The organism is Streptacidiphilus rugosus AM-16, assembly GCF_000744655.1.
Lineage (GTDB): Bacteria > Actinomycetota > Actinomycetes > Streptomycetales > Streptomycetaceae > Streptacidiphilus > Streptacidiphilus rugosus.
The window spans coordinates 2,494,843-2,508,529 of the sequence record NZ_JQMJ01000004.1 but is presented as its reverse complement, the minus strand read 5'-3'; the positions used below and the strand labels follow the sequence as shown (position 1 = coordinate 2,508,529).

The 13,687-nt window shown below is 71.1% G+C and carries 13 protein-coding genes; 9 read left to right on the top strand and 4 right to left on the bottom strand.

Translation table 11 applies throughout. The annotated features are described in order from the left end of the window. The first annotated feature begins 341 nt into the window (after window positions 1–341). The 4 genes from leuA (at window position 342) to BS83_RS20465 (ending at window position 4,777) form a co-directional block, all read left to right on the top strand. Window positions 342–2,105: a 2-isopropylmalate synthase gene (gene leuA / locus BS83_RS20480; protein WP_037605121.1), complete on the top strand. Its 1,764-nt coding sequence runs from the start codon at window positions 342–344 to the stop codon at window positions 2,103–2,105. Window positions 2,106–2,354: 249 nt separating this feature from the next. Then, complete coding sequence (locus BS83_RS20475) at window positions 2,355–3,056, top strand: hypothetical protein (protein ID WP_037605120.1); 702 nt, start codon at window positions 2,355–2,357, stop codon at window positions 3,054–3,056. Window positions 3,057–3,156: 100 nt separating this feature from the next. Further along, the gene (gene recO / locus BS83_RS20470; protein WP_037605119.1) at window positions 3,157–3,903 is read left to right on the top strand and encodes a DNA repair protein RecO; all 747 of its coding nucleotides are present in this window, start codon (window positions 3,157–3,159) and stop codon (window positions 3,901–3,903) included. Between the two features lie 22 nt (window positions 3,904–3,925). Further along, window positions 3,926–4,777 carry an isoprenyl transferase gene (locus BS83_RS20465; RefSeq protein ID WP_037605118.1) on the top strand — a complete coding sequence of 284 codons (852 nt, stop codon included), beginning with the start codon at window positions 3,926–3,928 and terminating at the stop codon, window positions 4,775–4,777. A gap of 5 nt (window positions 4,778–4,782) precedes the next feature. Here the strand turns inward: BS83_RS20465 and BS83_RS20460 are convergent, their stop codons facing one another. Beyond that, a complete protein-coding gene (locus tag BS83_RS20460; protein ID WP_037605117.1) occupies window positions 4,783–5,217 on the bottom strand; it encodes a Fur family transcriptional regulator in 435 nt (144 codons plus the stop codon). 431 nt (window positions 5,218–5,648) lie between these two features. Here BS83_RS20460 and BS83_RS20450 point away from each other — a divergent pair, with 431 nt between their 5' ends. After that, window positions 5,649–7,031 (top strand): glycine--tRNA ligase, encoded by a 1,383-nt coding sequence (locus BS83_RS20450; RefSeq protein WP_037605115.1) that lies wholly within the window; start codon window positions 5,649–5,651, stop codon window positions 7,029–7,031. Between the two features lie 158 nt (window positions 7,032–7,189). Here the strand turns inward: BS83_RS20450 and BS83_RS20445 are convergent, their stop codons facing one another. Next, a complete protein-coding gene (locus BS83_RS20445; protein WP_037605114.1) occupies window positions 7,190–7,606 on the bottom strand; it encodes a hypothetical protein in 417 nt (138 codons plus the stop codon). Between the two features lie 162 nt (window positions 7,607–7,768). Between BS83_RS20445 and BS83_RS20440 the strand changes: the two genes are divergently transcribed. From BS83_RS20440 to BS83_RS20430, 3 genes are read left to right on the top strand one after another with little or no spacing between them, the layout of a single operon-like run. Then, complete coding sequence (locus BS83_RS20440) at window positions 7,769–8,992, top strand: sensor histidine kinase (protein ID WP_037605113.1); 1,224 nt, start codon at window positions 7,769–7,771, stop codon at window positions 8,990–8,992. Continuing rightward, on the top strand, window positions 8,980–9,633 hold the full coding sequence (locus BS83_RS20435; protein ID WP_037605112.1) for a response regulator transcription factor: 654 nt from the start codon (window positions 8,980–8,982) through the stop codon (window positions 9,631–9,633). The genes BS83_RS20440 and BS83_RS20435 overlap by 13 nt, the downstream gene beginning before the upstream one ends. Continuing rightward, window positions 9,630–10,433 carry a DUF4097 family beta strand repeat-containing protein gene (locus tag BS83_RS20430; RefSeq protein ID WP_037605111.1) on the top strand — a complete coding sequence of 268 codons (804 nt, stop codon included), beginning with the start codon at window positions 9,630–9,632 and terminating at the stop codon, window positions 10,431–10,433. Before BS83_RS20435 ends, BS83_RS20430 begins: the two co-directional genes overlap by 4 nt. Before the next feature lie 31 nt (window positions 10,434–10,464). Here BS83_RS20430 and BS83_RS20425 read toward each other — a convergent pair whose 3' ends face one another. Both BS83_RS20425 and BS83_RS20420 read right to left on the bottom strand, forming a co-directional pair. Continuing rightward, window positions 10,465–11,058, bottom strand: coding sequence for an NADAR family protein (locus BS83_RS20425; RefSeq protein WP_051943454.1), 594 nt, complete (start codon window positions 11,056–11,058; stop codon window positions 10,465–10,467). Between the two features lie 54 nt (window positions 11,059–11,112). Beyond that, the gene (locus tag BS83_RS20420; protein WP_232248435.1) at window positions 11,113–12,633 is read right to left on the bottom strand and encodes an MFS transporter; all 1,521 of its coding nucleotides are present in this window, start codon (window positions 12,631–12,633) and stop codon (window positions 11,113–11,115) included. Window positions 12,634–12,735: 102 nt separating this feature from the next. Here BS83_RS20420 and BS83_RS20415 point away from each other — a divergent pair, with 102 nt between their 5' ends. Then, on the top strand, window positions 12,736–13,632 hold the full coding sequence (locus BS83_RS20415) for a helix-turn-helix transcriptional regulator (protein WP_051943452.1): 897 nt from the start codon (window positions 12,736–12,738) through the stop codon (window positions 13,630–13,632). Window positions 13,633–13,687: the final 55 nt, after the last annotated feature.

The following is a 13,687-nucleotide window of genomic DNA, read 5'->3' as shown; positions in this document are numbered from 1 at the left end:
TCCGAGGAGCGACGAAAGAGGAGGGCCTGAGGGTCTTGACTCTGGGCGCGCGACAGGCCCGGCTGTGAAGTGGCTCTCAGCGCCCGGGGCGGAGCCGGTGGCCGTCTCACAGAGCGGAACGCCTGTGGGATCCGCTTAGTCCTCGCGGACGGTTGGGTTACTCTGGGCAGCATCATGCGTTACGGGCTGCTTCTTCTTAGCTGCCGCGGCGAGGGCCCGAGTTAATCGAGGCCGACTCCCTCGCCGCGGGGGTGGGTGCTGCGTGCGTTTCATGAATCCGCATGATTTCCGCAGCCGTCGGCCGCCTCTCGGAGCGACGACTCGCAGGAGACATACCCACCATGAGCCAGCAGCCCTTCATCGAGCGCCCCACCCCGATCACCGCGGCGAGCGTGCGCCAACAGCCTTCGGGCATGCCGTTCCAGCGCTACGTACCCTTCGGCGCCGTCGACCTGCCTGATCGCACCTGGCCGAGCAAGGTCATCAGCAAGGCCCCGCGCTGGCTGTCCACGGACCTGCGCGACGGCAACCAGGCCCTGATCGACCCGATGTCGCCGGCCCGCAAGCGCGCCATGTTCGACCTGCTGGTCAAGCTGGGCTACAAGGAGATCGAGGTCGGCTTCCCCTCCTCCGGCGCGACCGACTTCGACTTCGTGCGCTCCATCATCGAAGAGGGCGCGATCCCCGAGGACGTCACCATCTCGGTGCTGACCCAGGCGCGCGAGGAGCTGATCGAGCGCACCGTGGAGTCCCTGCGCGGCGCCCCGCGCGCGACGGTCCACCTGTACAACGCGACCGCGCCGCTGTTCCGCCGGGTGGTGTTCCACGCCTCCAAGGACGAGATCAAGCAGATCGCGGTCGACGGCACCCGCCTGGTGATGGAGTACGCCGAGAAGATCCTGGGCGAGGACACCGTCTTCGGCTACCAGTACTCGCCCGAGGTCTTCATCGACACCGAGCTGGACTACGCCCTGGAGGTCTGCGAGGCCGTCATGGACGTCTGGCAGCCGGGCGAGGGCCGCGAGATCATCCTGAACCTGCCGACCACGGTCGAGCGCTCCACGCCGAACGTCTACGCCGACAAGATCGAGTGGATGTCGCGGAACCTGTCCCGCCGCGAGTTCGTGGCGCTGTCCACGCACCCGCACAACGACCGCGGCACCGGCGTGGCCTCGGCCGAGCTGGCCGTGATGGCGGGCGCGGACCGCGTCGAGGGCTGCCTGTTCGGGCAGGGCGAGCGGACCGGCAACCTGGACCTGGTCAACGTCGCGCTGAACCTGTTCTCGCAGGGCGTCGACCCCGAGGTCGACCTGTCCAACATCGACGAGATCCGGCGCACCTGGGAGTACTGCAACCAGATGACGATCCCGGAGCGCCACCCCTACGTGGGCGACCTGGTCTACACGTCGTTCTCCGGCTCGCACCAGGACGCGATCAAGAAGGGCTTCGACGCTCTGGAGGCCGACGCGAAGGCGGCGGGCATCCCCGTCGGCGAGCAGACCTGGGGCGTCCCCTACCTGCCGATCGACCCGAAGGACGTGGGCCGCTCGTACGAGGCGGTCATCCGGGTCAACAGCCAGTCGGGCAAGGGCGGCGTCTCCTACGTCCTGAAGAACGACCACAACCTGGACCTGCCGCGCCGGATGCAGATCGAGTTCTCCCGGACCATCCAGGCCAAGACGGACGCGGAGGGCGGCGAGGTCACGCCCAAGCAGATCTGGGCGGTCTTCGAGGACGAGTACCTGCCGACGCCGGACGCCCCCTGGGGCCGCGTGCAGCTGCGTTCGCACCAGGCGTCCTCCACGGCGGACGGCACCGACACGATCACGGTCGACGCGACGGTGGACGGCGCGGACGTCACCCTGCGCGGCACCGGCAACGGCCCGGCCGACGCGTTCGTCGCGGCGCTGGCGCAGATCGACGTGGACGTACGGGTGCTGGACTACGCGGAGCACACGCTGAGCCAGGGCTCGGCCGCGCAGGCGGCGGCGTACTGGGAGTGCGCGGTGGACGGCAAGGTCGTCTGGGGGGTCGGCATCGACACGAGCATCGTTCGCGCCTCGATCAAGGCCATCGTCTCCGCCGTCAACCGCGCGCAGCGGTAGTAGCCCCGTAAGGGGCGCGAGGAACTGCTCGAGCGACCACCCGGTGCGGACGGCCCTGTTCAGTGAGGACCACCCGCACGCCGGTGGCTTGTCGCGCAGTTCCTCGCGCCCCTGGGCCGTGCGGCTTCCCTCGTCCCGCACGGCAACGGCCCGTCGGGGGTGCTGACACGACGTCATCTGCGTGGCAGCATCGTTGCCAGCCGGCAGCAGCGACGGGGCCGCTCCGGCCGACGCAGTCGGGAGCGCGCCGTGACGCACGTGGTCGCTGTCTCAGCCCGGTGGCACACCGAGCTGCTTGGGGAGTTCTACTGCCTCGCCTGCGGCGGCGACCGCAACTACCGCAGACAGCGCGGCCGCAACTGGCTCCGCCTGGCGGCGATCCCGCTGCTGCCGCTGCGGCGCACCGCGGCCACCCTGCAGTGCACCTCCTGCCGGGCCCGCTACGGGATGGACGCGCTCGCGCATCCGACCTCCAGCCAGCTGCTGGCCATGCTGCGCAACGCGCACCACGCCATCGCGCTCGCCGTTCTCGCGGCGAGCGGCGGTCCGTCGGCAGGGCCCGCCGTGCGGGACTCGGCGGTGAGCGTGCTGCGCGAGGCCGGCTACGGCGATCTCGACGCGTCCGCGCTGCTGGCCGAGCTCGCCGCGGTCGGTGTGGGCGAGGACGAGCCGGACGATCAGGGGAGTCCCGAGGGCGCGCACGCCGACATCTGCGGCTGCGGGGCCGCGCTCGTGGTCGAGCTGCACACGGCCATCGAACCGCTCGCGCCGCACCTGCTGGGCCCGGGGCTCGGCCGGCTGCTGACCCAGGGCGCGCTGATCGCCCTCGCCGACGGGCCCTACCGGCCGGCCGAGCGGTCGGTGCTGCGCGTCGTCGGACAGTGCCTGGGGCTGAGTCGTGAGGAGACGGACGCCACACTGGCGGCCGCGGCCCGCACCCCCAGGTCCTGAGCGCGGCCGTCCGCCGTCCGCTCGCCCGGCCGCTCGTTTGCCCCGCTGCTCGTTTGCCCCGCCGTCCCTGCCCGGCTCGCCGAGGGGGGACAATGGGCGCATGAGTCTGATCCGCGATGACGGCGTGGTGCTGCGCACCCAGAAGCTGGGGGAGGCGGATCGGATCATCACCATCCTCACCCGGGAGCACGGCCGGGTCAGGGCTGTGGCGCGCGGGGTGCGCAAGACGAAGTCCAAGTTCGGCGCGCGGCTGGAGCCGTGCAGCCACGTCGACGTGCAGTTCTTCTGCCGGGGCGACGAGCTGGTCGGGCGGCATCTGGCGCTCTGCACGCAGGTCGAGACGATCGCCCCGTACGGCAGCCGGATGGCGAACGACTACGACCGCTACACCGCCGCCACGGCGATGCTGGAGACCGCCGAGCGTTTCACCGACAACGAGGGCGAGCCGGCCGTCCAGCAGTACCTGCTGCTGATCGGCGCGCTGCGGACGCTGGCCGGCGCGGAGCACGAACCGCATCTGGTCCTGGACGCCTTCCTGCTGCGCTCGCTCGCGGTCAACGGCTACGCGCCCTCCTTCGACGCCTGCGCCAAATGCGGTCTTCCCGGGCCGAATCGGTTCTTCTCGGTGCAGACCGGTGGATCCCTGTGCAGCGACTGCCGGGTGCCGGGGAGTGTCGTACCCTCCCCTGAGACACTGGAGCTGCTGGGCGCGCTGTTGTCCGGCGACTGGGAGACCGCGGACGCCTGCGAGCCCCGGCACCGCCGGGAGGGGAGCGGCCTGGTCGCCGCCTACGTCCAGTGGCACCTGGAGCGGGGGCTGCGTTCCCTCAAGTACGTCGCACACTGATCGAGAGAAGAAGCAGAGGCACATGGCTACGGCACGGCGCGGACTCTTCGGCAGCAGGCGGAGCAGGGAGTACCTCCCGCCCACCCCGCACCCGAGCGGCGCGCAGCCGCCCAAGATCCCGGGCGAGCTGGTCCCCGAGCACGTCGCCATCGTCATGGACGGCAACGGCCGCTGGGCGAAGGAGCGGGGGCTGCCGCGCACGGAGGGCCACAAGGTCGGCGAGGGCGTCGTCCTCGACGTGCTCAAGGGCTGCATCGAGCTGGGCGTGAAGAACCTCTCGCTCTACGCCTTCTCGACCGAGAACTGGAAGCGCTCGCCCGACGAGGTCCGCTTCCTGATGAACTTCAACCGTGACGTCATCCACCGCCGCCGCGACGAGATGAACGACATGGGCATCCGGATCCGCTGGGCCGGCCGCATGCCCAAGCTGTGGAAGTCCGTCGTGCAGGAGCTCCAGGTCGCGGAGGAGATGACCCGCGACAACGACGCGATGACCCTCTACATGTGCGTCAACTACGGCGGGCGCGCCGAGATCGCCGACGCGGCGGCGGCGCTCGCCAAGGACGTCGCCGAGGGCAGGCTCGACCCTGGCAAGGTCAACGAGAAGACCTTCGCGAAGTACATGTACCACCGCGACATGCCGGACGTGGACCTGTTCATCCGCCCGAGCGGTGAGCAGCGCACGTCCAACTTCCTGCTGTGGCAGTCCGCCTACGCCGAGATGGTGTTCCAGGACGTGCTCTGGCCGGACTTCGACCGCCGCGACCTGTGGCGGGCGTGCGAGGAGTTCGCGATGCGCGACCGCCGCTACGGCGGGGCGCTGCCGAACGAGGCGACGGTCCCCGCGCAGCTCGGCGAGTCCGAGGAGAGCTGAGCGGGTTACTCGGCCTGCGCCGCCGGGGCCGCCTGGGCGGCCGCGCAGACGGCGCAGGTGCCGAAGATCTCCAGGGTGTGCGCGACGTCGACGAAGCCGTGCTCGCGTGCCACGCCGTCGGCCCAGCGCTCCACGGCCGGACCTTCCACCTCGACGGTCCGGCCGCAGGAGCGGCAGACCAGGTGGTGGTGGTGTCCGCTGCTGCAGCGTCGGTAGACGGCCTCGCCGTCGTCGGTGCGCAGCACGTCGATCTCACCCGCGTCGGCGAGCGACTGCAGCGTGCGGTAGACCGTGGTCAGGCCCACCGAGTCGCCCCGGTGCTTGAGCAGGTCGTGCAGCTCCTGCGCGCTGCGGAAGTCGTCCACCTCCGCGAGCAGCGAGGCGACGGCGGTGCGCTGACGGGTCGACCTGGCGGGGGACGACTGGTTCGCGGGGGTCACCGGCTCTCCTGCGGCTCTCGGGCTGACGGTTCGAGGTCTTCTCGGTCTTCGAGGTCCTCGCGGTGTTCGAACTCGCCGAACGCGTACTCAGACGACTCTTCAGCCGCCATTGTGCCAGTTCGAGACCGACCGGACGCCGATTGGGCGGATGCGGGGCGGCCGAGGATCCCTCCGGCCGCTCCGGCGGCGGCCAGAACCGCGAACACCGCCATCGCCCGCGCCACGATCGCACCCCTTCGCTCCTCCTCGGCGCCGGGGTCCTCGAGCGCGCGTTCATGGAAATCATGTTCACTTTATATGAAAACGATTGTCAAATCATCTCGCTGCGGGCCATGGATTTGAAACGCCCCCCGCGCTGCCCGGTAGCCTGTGATATCCGCGTGCATGGAAATCCATCCTTGACCGCCTTCGTCGTACCTGAAGAGAGCACTGTGGCCGCCGACAAGATCGACACCATCGTCAGCCTGAGCAAGCGCCGTGGCTTCGTGTACCCGTGCAGTGAGATCTACGGCGGCCAGCGTGCCGCCTGGGACTACGGGCCGCTGGGCGTGGAGCTGAAGGAGAACATCAAGCGCCAGTGGTGGCGGGCGATGGTCACCGGGCGCGAGGACGTGGTGGGTCTCGACTCCTCGGTGATCCTGGCCCGTGAGGTCTGGGAGGCCTCCGGCCACGTCGCCACCTTCAACGACCCGCTCACCGAGTGCACCTCCTGCCACAAGCGCTACCGCGCCGACCACCTGGAGGAGGCGTACGAGGCCAAGCACCACAAGCTCCCCGCGAACGGCCTCGCCGACGTCAACTGCCCCAACTGCGGCACCAAGGGCCAGTTCACCGAGCCCAAGCAGTTCTCCGGCATGCTGAAGACCCACCTCGGCGTGACCGAGGACGCCTCCGGCCTGGCCTACCTGCGCCCGGAGACCGCCCAGGGCATCTTCATCAACTTCGCCGCGGTGCAGACCACCTCGCGCAAGAAGCCGCCGTTCGGCATCGCCCAGACCGGCAAGAGCTTCCGCAACGAGATCACGCCCGGCAACTTCATCTTCCGCACCCGCGAGTTCGAGCAGATGGAGATGGAGTTCTTCGTCAAGCCGGGCGAGGACGAGAAGTGGCACGAGTACTGGCTGCAGGAGCGCTGGGACTGGTACACGAACCTCGGCATCCGCGAGGAGAACATCCGCTTCTACGAGCACGCGAAGGAGAAGCTCTCCCACTACGCCAAGCGCACCGTGGACATCGAGTACCGCTTCAACTTCGGCGGCAACGAGTTCGGTGAGCTGGAGGGCATCGCCAACCGCACCGACTACGACCTGCGCTCGCACAGCGAGGCGTCCGGCGTGGACCTCAAGTACTTCGACCAGGAGTCCAACGAGCGCTGGTACCCCTACGTCATCGAGCCGGCGGCCGGCGTCAACCGCGCCATGCTCGCCTTCATGATCGACGCCTACCGCGAGGACGAGGCGCCGAACGCCAAGGGTGTCATGGAGAAGCGCGTCGTGATGCGTCTCGACCCGCGTCTCGCGCCGGTCAAGGTCGCGGTGCTGCCGCTGTCGCGCAACGCCGACCTCTCCCCGAAGGCCCGCGGCCTGGCCGCGGACCTGCGCAAGAACTGGAACGTCGAGTTCGACGACGCCGGGGCGATCGGCCGTCGCTACCGTCGCCAGGACGAGATCGGCACGCCGTTCTGCATCACGGTCGACTTCGACACCCTGGACGACAACGCGGTGACGATCCGCGAGCGCGACACCATGCAGCAGACCCGCGTCTCGCTGGACCAGGTCCAGAACTTCCTGGCCCCGAAGCTGCTCGGCTGCTAGGAGCTCCGCTCCGGGCAGGTGAGCGCGCTGCACGACCAGGGGCGCGGGGAACTGCGCGAGCGACCGTCCACCTCGGACGGCCCGCTCGTTCGGCGACACACCACTTCGGTGGCTTGTCGCGCAGTTCCCCGCGCCCCTTGGTGTGCTGCAACCGGCTGTCAGCGCGACCAGCCGGCGCGGACGCGCAGGTGCTCGGCCGCGCCGTCCGCGCCGTGTGCGGTGACCCGGTCCGCGTCGCCCTCCGCCAGCGCCAGCCAGAAGCCGCCCGCCGCGGCGATCGCCTCGACCTCCGTGCCCGTCCGGCCGAGGAAGACCCTGGGTGGCGCCTCGGCCAGCGGGACATGGCCCCAGGCGAGCACGGAGTGGCGTCCCTCCCGTGAGCCGCGGCGCGCACCGCGCAGCAGATGGGGGGCGAGGGTGGACTCCACCATCACGTCGAGCAGCAGGCCGTTGTTGTAGATCTCCAGGGCCCGGCGGCCGCGGGTTCCCTGCGCGAAGCGGACCGACCAGGGCGAGTCCAGCAGCGGAAGGCCACGGAACTCCAGGTCAAGCGTGCTGAGTTCGGTGTCGCTCATGATGCCCTCCCGGCGTTCGGTTCGTCTGCCCGGTACAGACTTCCCCACTTCTCTGTGAATTTCAGTGGTCTCCGACGCCGTTCTCGGGGTGGTGCCAGGTACACCCTTAAGGGGGCTCAGGGTTCAGCGACGCGGGTGATCATCAGCGTCTAGCCTGGGCGCATGCCAATAGTCAGGGCGATCCGCCGGGTTCTGGCGCCGTACGGGCGTCAGGGTCTGCGCGACGTCGCCTTCCTCGCCACGGCGGTGCCGCCCGCCCTGCTGCCGGCGATCGTCTTCGTCAGCTCGCCGAGCGCGGTCAGCCTCTCCCTCGTGCCGCTGCTCACGCTTCTGCTGCTGCCGTTGCTGACGCGCATCCAGCGCAGCCGTTTCCTCACGCAGTTGGGTCTGGATATTCCCGCCGTGCCCAGTCCCGGCCCGCCGTGGCGGCTGCTGACGACGGAGGCGACCTGGCGGCAGTACCTCTACCACCTGCTGGTCAACGCGGCGGTGGCGCTCTACGGCGCCGGCGTGCTCTTCGTGATGGCGGCCGGGGTGGTGCTGGCCAGCCTGCCGTCCTGGTACTTCGCGCTGCCCGACTCCGCCGACGTGCGGGTCAACCACCACAGCCTGATGTGGATGACCACGCTCGGCGCGGTCCTGCTGGTGGCGGCCCCGTGGCTGGCGTGGCTCGGGCGGTGGCTGGACACCCGCGCCGCGGCCGGCCTGCTCGGGCCGAGCCGCACGCGTGAACTCGTCCGCAGGGTCGAGAACCTGGCGGAGAGCCGGGCCGAGGTCGTCGACGCCGCGGACGCGGAGCGCCGCCGGATCGAGCGCGACCTGCACGACGGCGCCCAGCAGCGGCTGGTCTCGCTGGCGATGAACCTGGGCCTGGCCCGCCGGATGCTGAAGAACCTGCCCGTCGAGGAGCAGGCGACGCGCGCGATGACGGTCATCGAGGAGGCGCACACCGAGGCGCAGGCCGCCATCGCCGAACTGCGGGACCTGGTACGCGGTCTGCACCCGGTGGTGCTGGAGGACCGCGGCCTGGACGCCGCGCTGTCCGGGGTCGCCGCGCGGGCGCCGCTGCCGGTCAAGCTGGACGTCACGATGGCGCGCCGGGCCGCGCCCGCGGTGGAGGCGGTGGCGTACTTCGTGGTGTCAGAGGCCCTGGCGAACATCGCCAAGCACGCGCGGGCCTCCCGTGCGGAGATCTCCGTCCGGGAGAATGGCTCCCGCCTGTTCATCACCGTGTTCGACGACGGCGTCGGCGGAGCCGACCCGGTCAAGGGCACCGGACTCGTCGGGCTGCGGCAGCGTGCCGCCTCCGTGGACGGGACCCTGCAGATCACCAGCCCCCTCGGGGGCCCGACGACTCTTCGAGCGGAGCTGCCGTGCGTGCTGTAATCGCCGAGGACTCGGTCCTGCTGCGGGCGGGCCTGGTCAAGGTGCTGGAGGCCGTGGGCTACACGGTCCTGGCCGCGGTCAACGACGCGGAGCAGCTGCTGGCGGCCGTCGAGGAGCACCGGCCCGACGTGGTCGTCACCGATGTGCGGATGCCGCCGGGACTGACCGACGAGGGCGTTCGGGCCGCCCTGCTGATCCGGCGTCAGTATCCGGAGATCGCGGTGCTGCTGCTCTCCCAGTACGTCGAGGAGCGGTACGCCGCCGACCTGCTGACCGGCAACAACCGCGGCGTCGGCTACCTGCTGAAGGAGCGGGTCGGCAACGTCGACGACTTCCTCGACGCGCTGGAACGGGTCGCGGCGGGCGGCACGGCGTTGGACCCCGAGGTCGTCTCGCAGCTGCTGCTGCGCCGCCAGAGCGGCCCGCTGGACCTGCTGACCCCGCGCGAGCGGGAGGTCCTGGCCCTGATGGCGGAGGGGCGCTCGAACGCGGCGATCGCGCAGGGCCTGGTGGTCAGCGAGAGCGCGGTGGCCAAGCACATCAACAACATCTTCATGAAGCTCGGCCTCAGCCCGACCGACGGCGAGCACCGGCGGGTCATGGCCGTGCTGCGCTTCCTCGAATCGGAGGAGTCGTCATGACGGCCGAGCCGGCCCGCCGCCGCGGCCTCTGGTACTCGCTCGCCGCGGTGGTGGTCGTGGTCGTGACCCTGGTCTCCGGGGGAACCGTGGTGACCTGGCTGCTGGAGCAGCACGCGCAGCAGACGACGGGGTACACGGACCGGGACGTCAGGGCCGTCCAGGTCTTCGCGCCCGACGCCGGGGTCCGGATCGTCTCCGGCCCCGACCGGTCCGCCTCGGTGACGGCGAAACTCACCTGGGTCACCTCGAAACCGCTGGTCGACGTGCAACTGGACGCCCAGGGCGTCCTGTCGGTCAAGGTGAGCTGCGACAGCCAGGGGAAGTTCCTGGCCGGATTCGGCACGTGCAGCGCGGACGTCGACATCCAGGTGCCCCCCGCCGCCTCGGTCGACGCCCGGACCAGCTCGGGCGCGATCACGGTCACCGCCCTGACCGGCCCGGTCCAGGCACGGGCCTCCTCGGGGGCCATCACCTTGAACAACCTTTCCGGCGACGTGGACGCGCAGGCGTCGAGCGGCGCGATCGAAGCCTCGGGGCTGACCTCGACCACGGTCTCGGCGACGGCCGGCTCGGGCTCGGTCGACCTGGACTTCGCCCACCCGCCGTCGAAGGTGACCACGTCGGTGACCTCCGGCGCACTCAGCCTCGCCCTGCCGCGTGGCAGCCGGTACCACGTGACCGCGTCCGTCGGCTCGGGTGCGGGTGCGGCCTCCGTGGACGACGGCCTGGCCAGCGACTCGGCCCCGGGCCTCATCACGGCCACGGCCACCAGCGGCGCGATCTCGATCAGCTACCGCTGACCCGACCGCCGACGCCGGAACCGGCCCGGGATCACTGGGCGGCGGCGAGGCGCTCCCGGGCCTCCATCAGGGCGAAGCCGAGGAGGTTGAGGCCGCGCCAGCGGGCGGGGTCGGTGGCGGCGGGGTTGGCCGCGCCGAGGCCTATGCCCCAGATACGGTCGCGGGGGCTGGCCTCGACCAGGACCCGCTGGGCGGTGCCCAGGAGGTAGGCGCGGAGCGCCTGGTCCTGGCCGAACTTGGCGACATTGCCCCGCACCACGAGCTCGAAGCGTTCCGCCGCCCAGCGGGACTCCTCGAAGCCCGACACCAGCCGGCCCAGCGCCTTGGCCTCGGCCGGCGTGCGGGCCGCGAGGATCGGGGCCACGGCGGCCTCGTCGTCGAAGAGGCGAGCCTTGGCGGCCATCATCCAGTGCTCGGCGCTGCGGTACTCGACGCCGTCGACCTCGAAGCGGCACGGCCACCACTGGCTCAGCGCGCCGGAGCCGACGCTGCCGTCCCTCTGTGGCTGATGCCCCCAGAACATCAGCCACTTCGGGCGGGCGCCGGCTGCCGTCAGGGCCGCGAGCTGCTCCCGGCTACGGGCTGCCGCCGGGTGGGTGTGGGTGTCGATCTCGTGCGCGTTCATGGGAGGGATGCTCGCACGGGGGTGTGACAGCGAGCGACGGGTTATCCACAGGGCTCACCCGACCGAGCGCGGCAGGCGCGTCGCCAGGGCGATGACCGCGAAGGTCGCCGCGAACTGCAGGGCCAGGACCAGCGCCAGGGCGTGGTGCATGCCCATGGTGGGGGAGAGGGAGAGGAACAGCGTGCCCAGGGTCGCGACGCCGAGGGCCAGCGAGGACTGCTGGGTGGTGGCGAGGATCCCGCCGCCCACGCCCGCCCGCTCGACCGGAACCTGACCCAGCACCAGCCGGATGAGCGGCGGCATGACCAGACCCTGGCCGGTGCCGGCGATCGCCATGCCGGGCAGCAGCACCCACGGGCTCAGGCCGGACCAGTCGGTCAGCACCGTCAGGGTCAGCACGCCCAGGCCGATGGCCTGGATCACCGCGCCGGTCACGATGACGCGGGAGCCGAAGCGGCTCAGCAGCCGGGGACCGGCCAGCGAGGCGGCGAAGAAGCCGGTCGCCATCGGGACCATCGCCAGACCGGAGGCGATCGGGCCCTCGTGCAGGCCGACCTGCAGCGCCACGGCCATCACCATCATGAAGCCGCCGAAGCCGGCGAAGAACGGCACCGCCATGGTCAGGCCGACCCGCAGCCCGCGCAGCTTCAGCAGCGACAGCGGGACCAGCGGAACCTGACCGGCCCGCTCGCCGCGGCGCTCGACCGACACGAAGGCCCCGAAGAGGAAGGGCGAGGCGGCCAGCAGCACCCAGGTCCAGGCGGGCCAGCCCAGTGAGCGGCCCTCCATCAGCGGGACCAGCAGCGCGAGCAGGGCCGCGCCGAGGAGCACGGTGCCGGGGACGTCGACGCGCGCCGGGTTGGCCGAGCGGGTCTCGGGGACGGCGCGGCTGGCGAGCAGCACGGCGGCCAGCGCGACCGGCACGTTGACCAGGAAGATGAACCGCCAGCCGGTGCCGAACAGGTTCGCGGAGAGCAGTACGCCGCCCAGCACCTGGCCGATCACGACGGAGATCCCGCCCACGGCGCCGTAGATGCCCATGGCCTTGGCCTTGCGCTCGCCGTCGGTGGCGGCCTGGATGGTGGCCAGCGCCTGCGGCAGCATCAGCGCGGCGGACGCGCCCTGCGCGACCCTGGCGACGACGAGCGCCAGGGCGGTCGGCGCGAGCCCGCAGGCCAGCGAGGTGAGTCCGAAGAGGAGCGCGCCGGCGACGAAGAGCTTCTTGCGCCCGTACAGGTCGCCGAGGCGGCCGCCGAGGACCAGCAGCACCGCGTAGGCGATGCCGTAGCCGGCGACGAAGAGTTCCAGGGTGGCCGGACCGGCGGAGAGGTCGCGGTCGATGGTCGGCAGCGCGACGTTGACGATGAAGAAGTCCAGCATCGGCAGGAAGGCGCCGAGCAGGACGGTGACCAGGCCCAGGGTGCTCAGCCGGGGCTGGGCGGGAGCGGTCCTGGCGGCGGAGGAGGTGGCGCCGGCGGCGGAGGGGGCGGTGTCGCCCACGCGGATGACGCGGGGCAGGACGTTGGCCCGGGTGGGTGTCCCGGCGGTCTGCGGAGGTGTGCTCTGGATGCTCACGAGGACTACTGTCCGCCGCGCCGTAGCCTGGTACCAGTGTCTGGTTATCCTGGTACCGGGAGTACCTGGCAACGGGATGCGAGATGACGCATCCTGGGATACATGACCACAGCCGCCGCGTCCACTCCGCCCCTCGAACTCGTCCACTCGGCCCCCACCGCCGAGCGGCGCGGCGACCTGCGCCGCCGCGAGCTGGCCGCGTTCCTGCGCAGCCGCCGCGAGCGGATCTCGCCGGAGCAGGTCGGCCTGCCCAGCGGCGGCCGCCGCCGGACGCCGGGGCTGCGCCGCGAGGAGGTCGCGCAGCTCGCCGCGGTAGGGGTCACCTGGTACACGTGGCTGGAGCAGGCCCGGGACATCCAGGTGTCCGGGCAGGTCCTCGACGCCATCGCGCGCGGGCTGCTGCTGGACCAGGTCGAGCGGCAGCACCTGTTCGCCCTGGCCGGCGCCGCGGACCCGGCGGGCGCGCCGCGCGAGTGCCCGGTGGTCACCCCGACGGTCCGCGCGATCCTCGACCAGCTCGCGCCGATGCCCGCGATGGTGCTGAACGCGCGCTTCGACGTGATCGGCTGCAACGACGTCTACTCCCGGCTCTGCGGCGGTCTCGAGCGCTTCGCGCCCGAGGAGCGCAACATCCTCTGGCTGGCCTTCACCGAGCCGAGCTGGCGGGAGCTGCTGGTCGACTGGGAGCAGGCGGTGCCGCACATGGTGGCCAAGTTCCGGGTCGCGCTCGCCGAGCACGTGGCGGAGCCGAAGTACAAGTCGCTGCTCAAGCGGCTGCAACTGGCCTCGCCCGAGTTCGTCGAGCACTGGGAGCACCACGACGTGACCGGCACCTCGGAGGGCACCAAGCGCTTCCTGAACGCCGAGGTGGGTCTGCTGAACTTCGAGTACACCAACCTGTGGCTGGGTCCGCGGCCCGGTTACCGCATGATCACCTATGTTCCGGCGGACCCCCAGACCAGGGAGCGCGTGGAGCGTCTGGCGGCGATGGGACAATAGAGGTTCTGCCCGGTCCGCGCCGGGCGCCGCCCTGGCCCGCCCCCGTCGCTGAGGA

Bases quoted from the DNA above. Each gene is read 5' to 3' on its own strand.
- leuA (WP_037605121.1), top strand. From the start codon at position 342: ATGAGCCAGCAGCCCTTCATCGAGCGCCCCACCCCGATCACCGCGGCG.
- recO (WP_037605119.1), top strand. From the start codon at position 3,157: ATGAGTCTGATCCGCGATGACGGCGTGGTGCTGCGCACCCAGAAGCTG.
- BS83_RS20465 (WP_037605118.1), top strand. From the start codon at position 3,926: ATGGCTACGGCACGGCGCGGACTCTTCGGCAGCAGGCGGAGCAGGGAG.
- BS83_RS20445 (WP_037605114.1), bottom strand. From the start codon at position 7,606: ATGAGCGACACCGAACTCAGCACGCTTGACCTGGAGTTCCGTGGCCTT.
- BS83_RS20440 (WP_037605113.1), top strand. From the start codon at position 7,769: ATGCCAATAGTCAGGGCGATCCGCCGGGTTCTGGCGCCGTACGGGCGT.
- BS83_RS20430 (WP_037605111.1), top strand. From the start codon at position 9,630: ATGACGGCCGAGCCGGCCCGCCGCCGCGGCCTCTGGTACTCGCTCGCC.
- BS83_RS20425 (WP_051943454.1), bottom strand. From the start codon at position 11,058: ATGAACGCGCACGAGATCGACACCCACACCCACCCGGCGGCAGCCCGT.
- BS83_RS20415 (WP_051943452.1), top strand. From the start codon at position 12,736: ATGACCACAGCCGCCGCGTCCACTCCGCCCCTCGAACTCGTCCACTCG.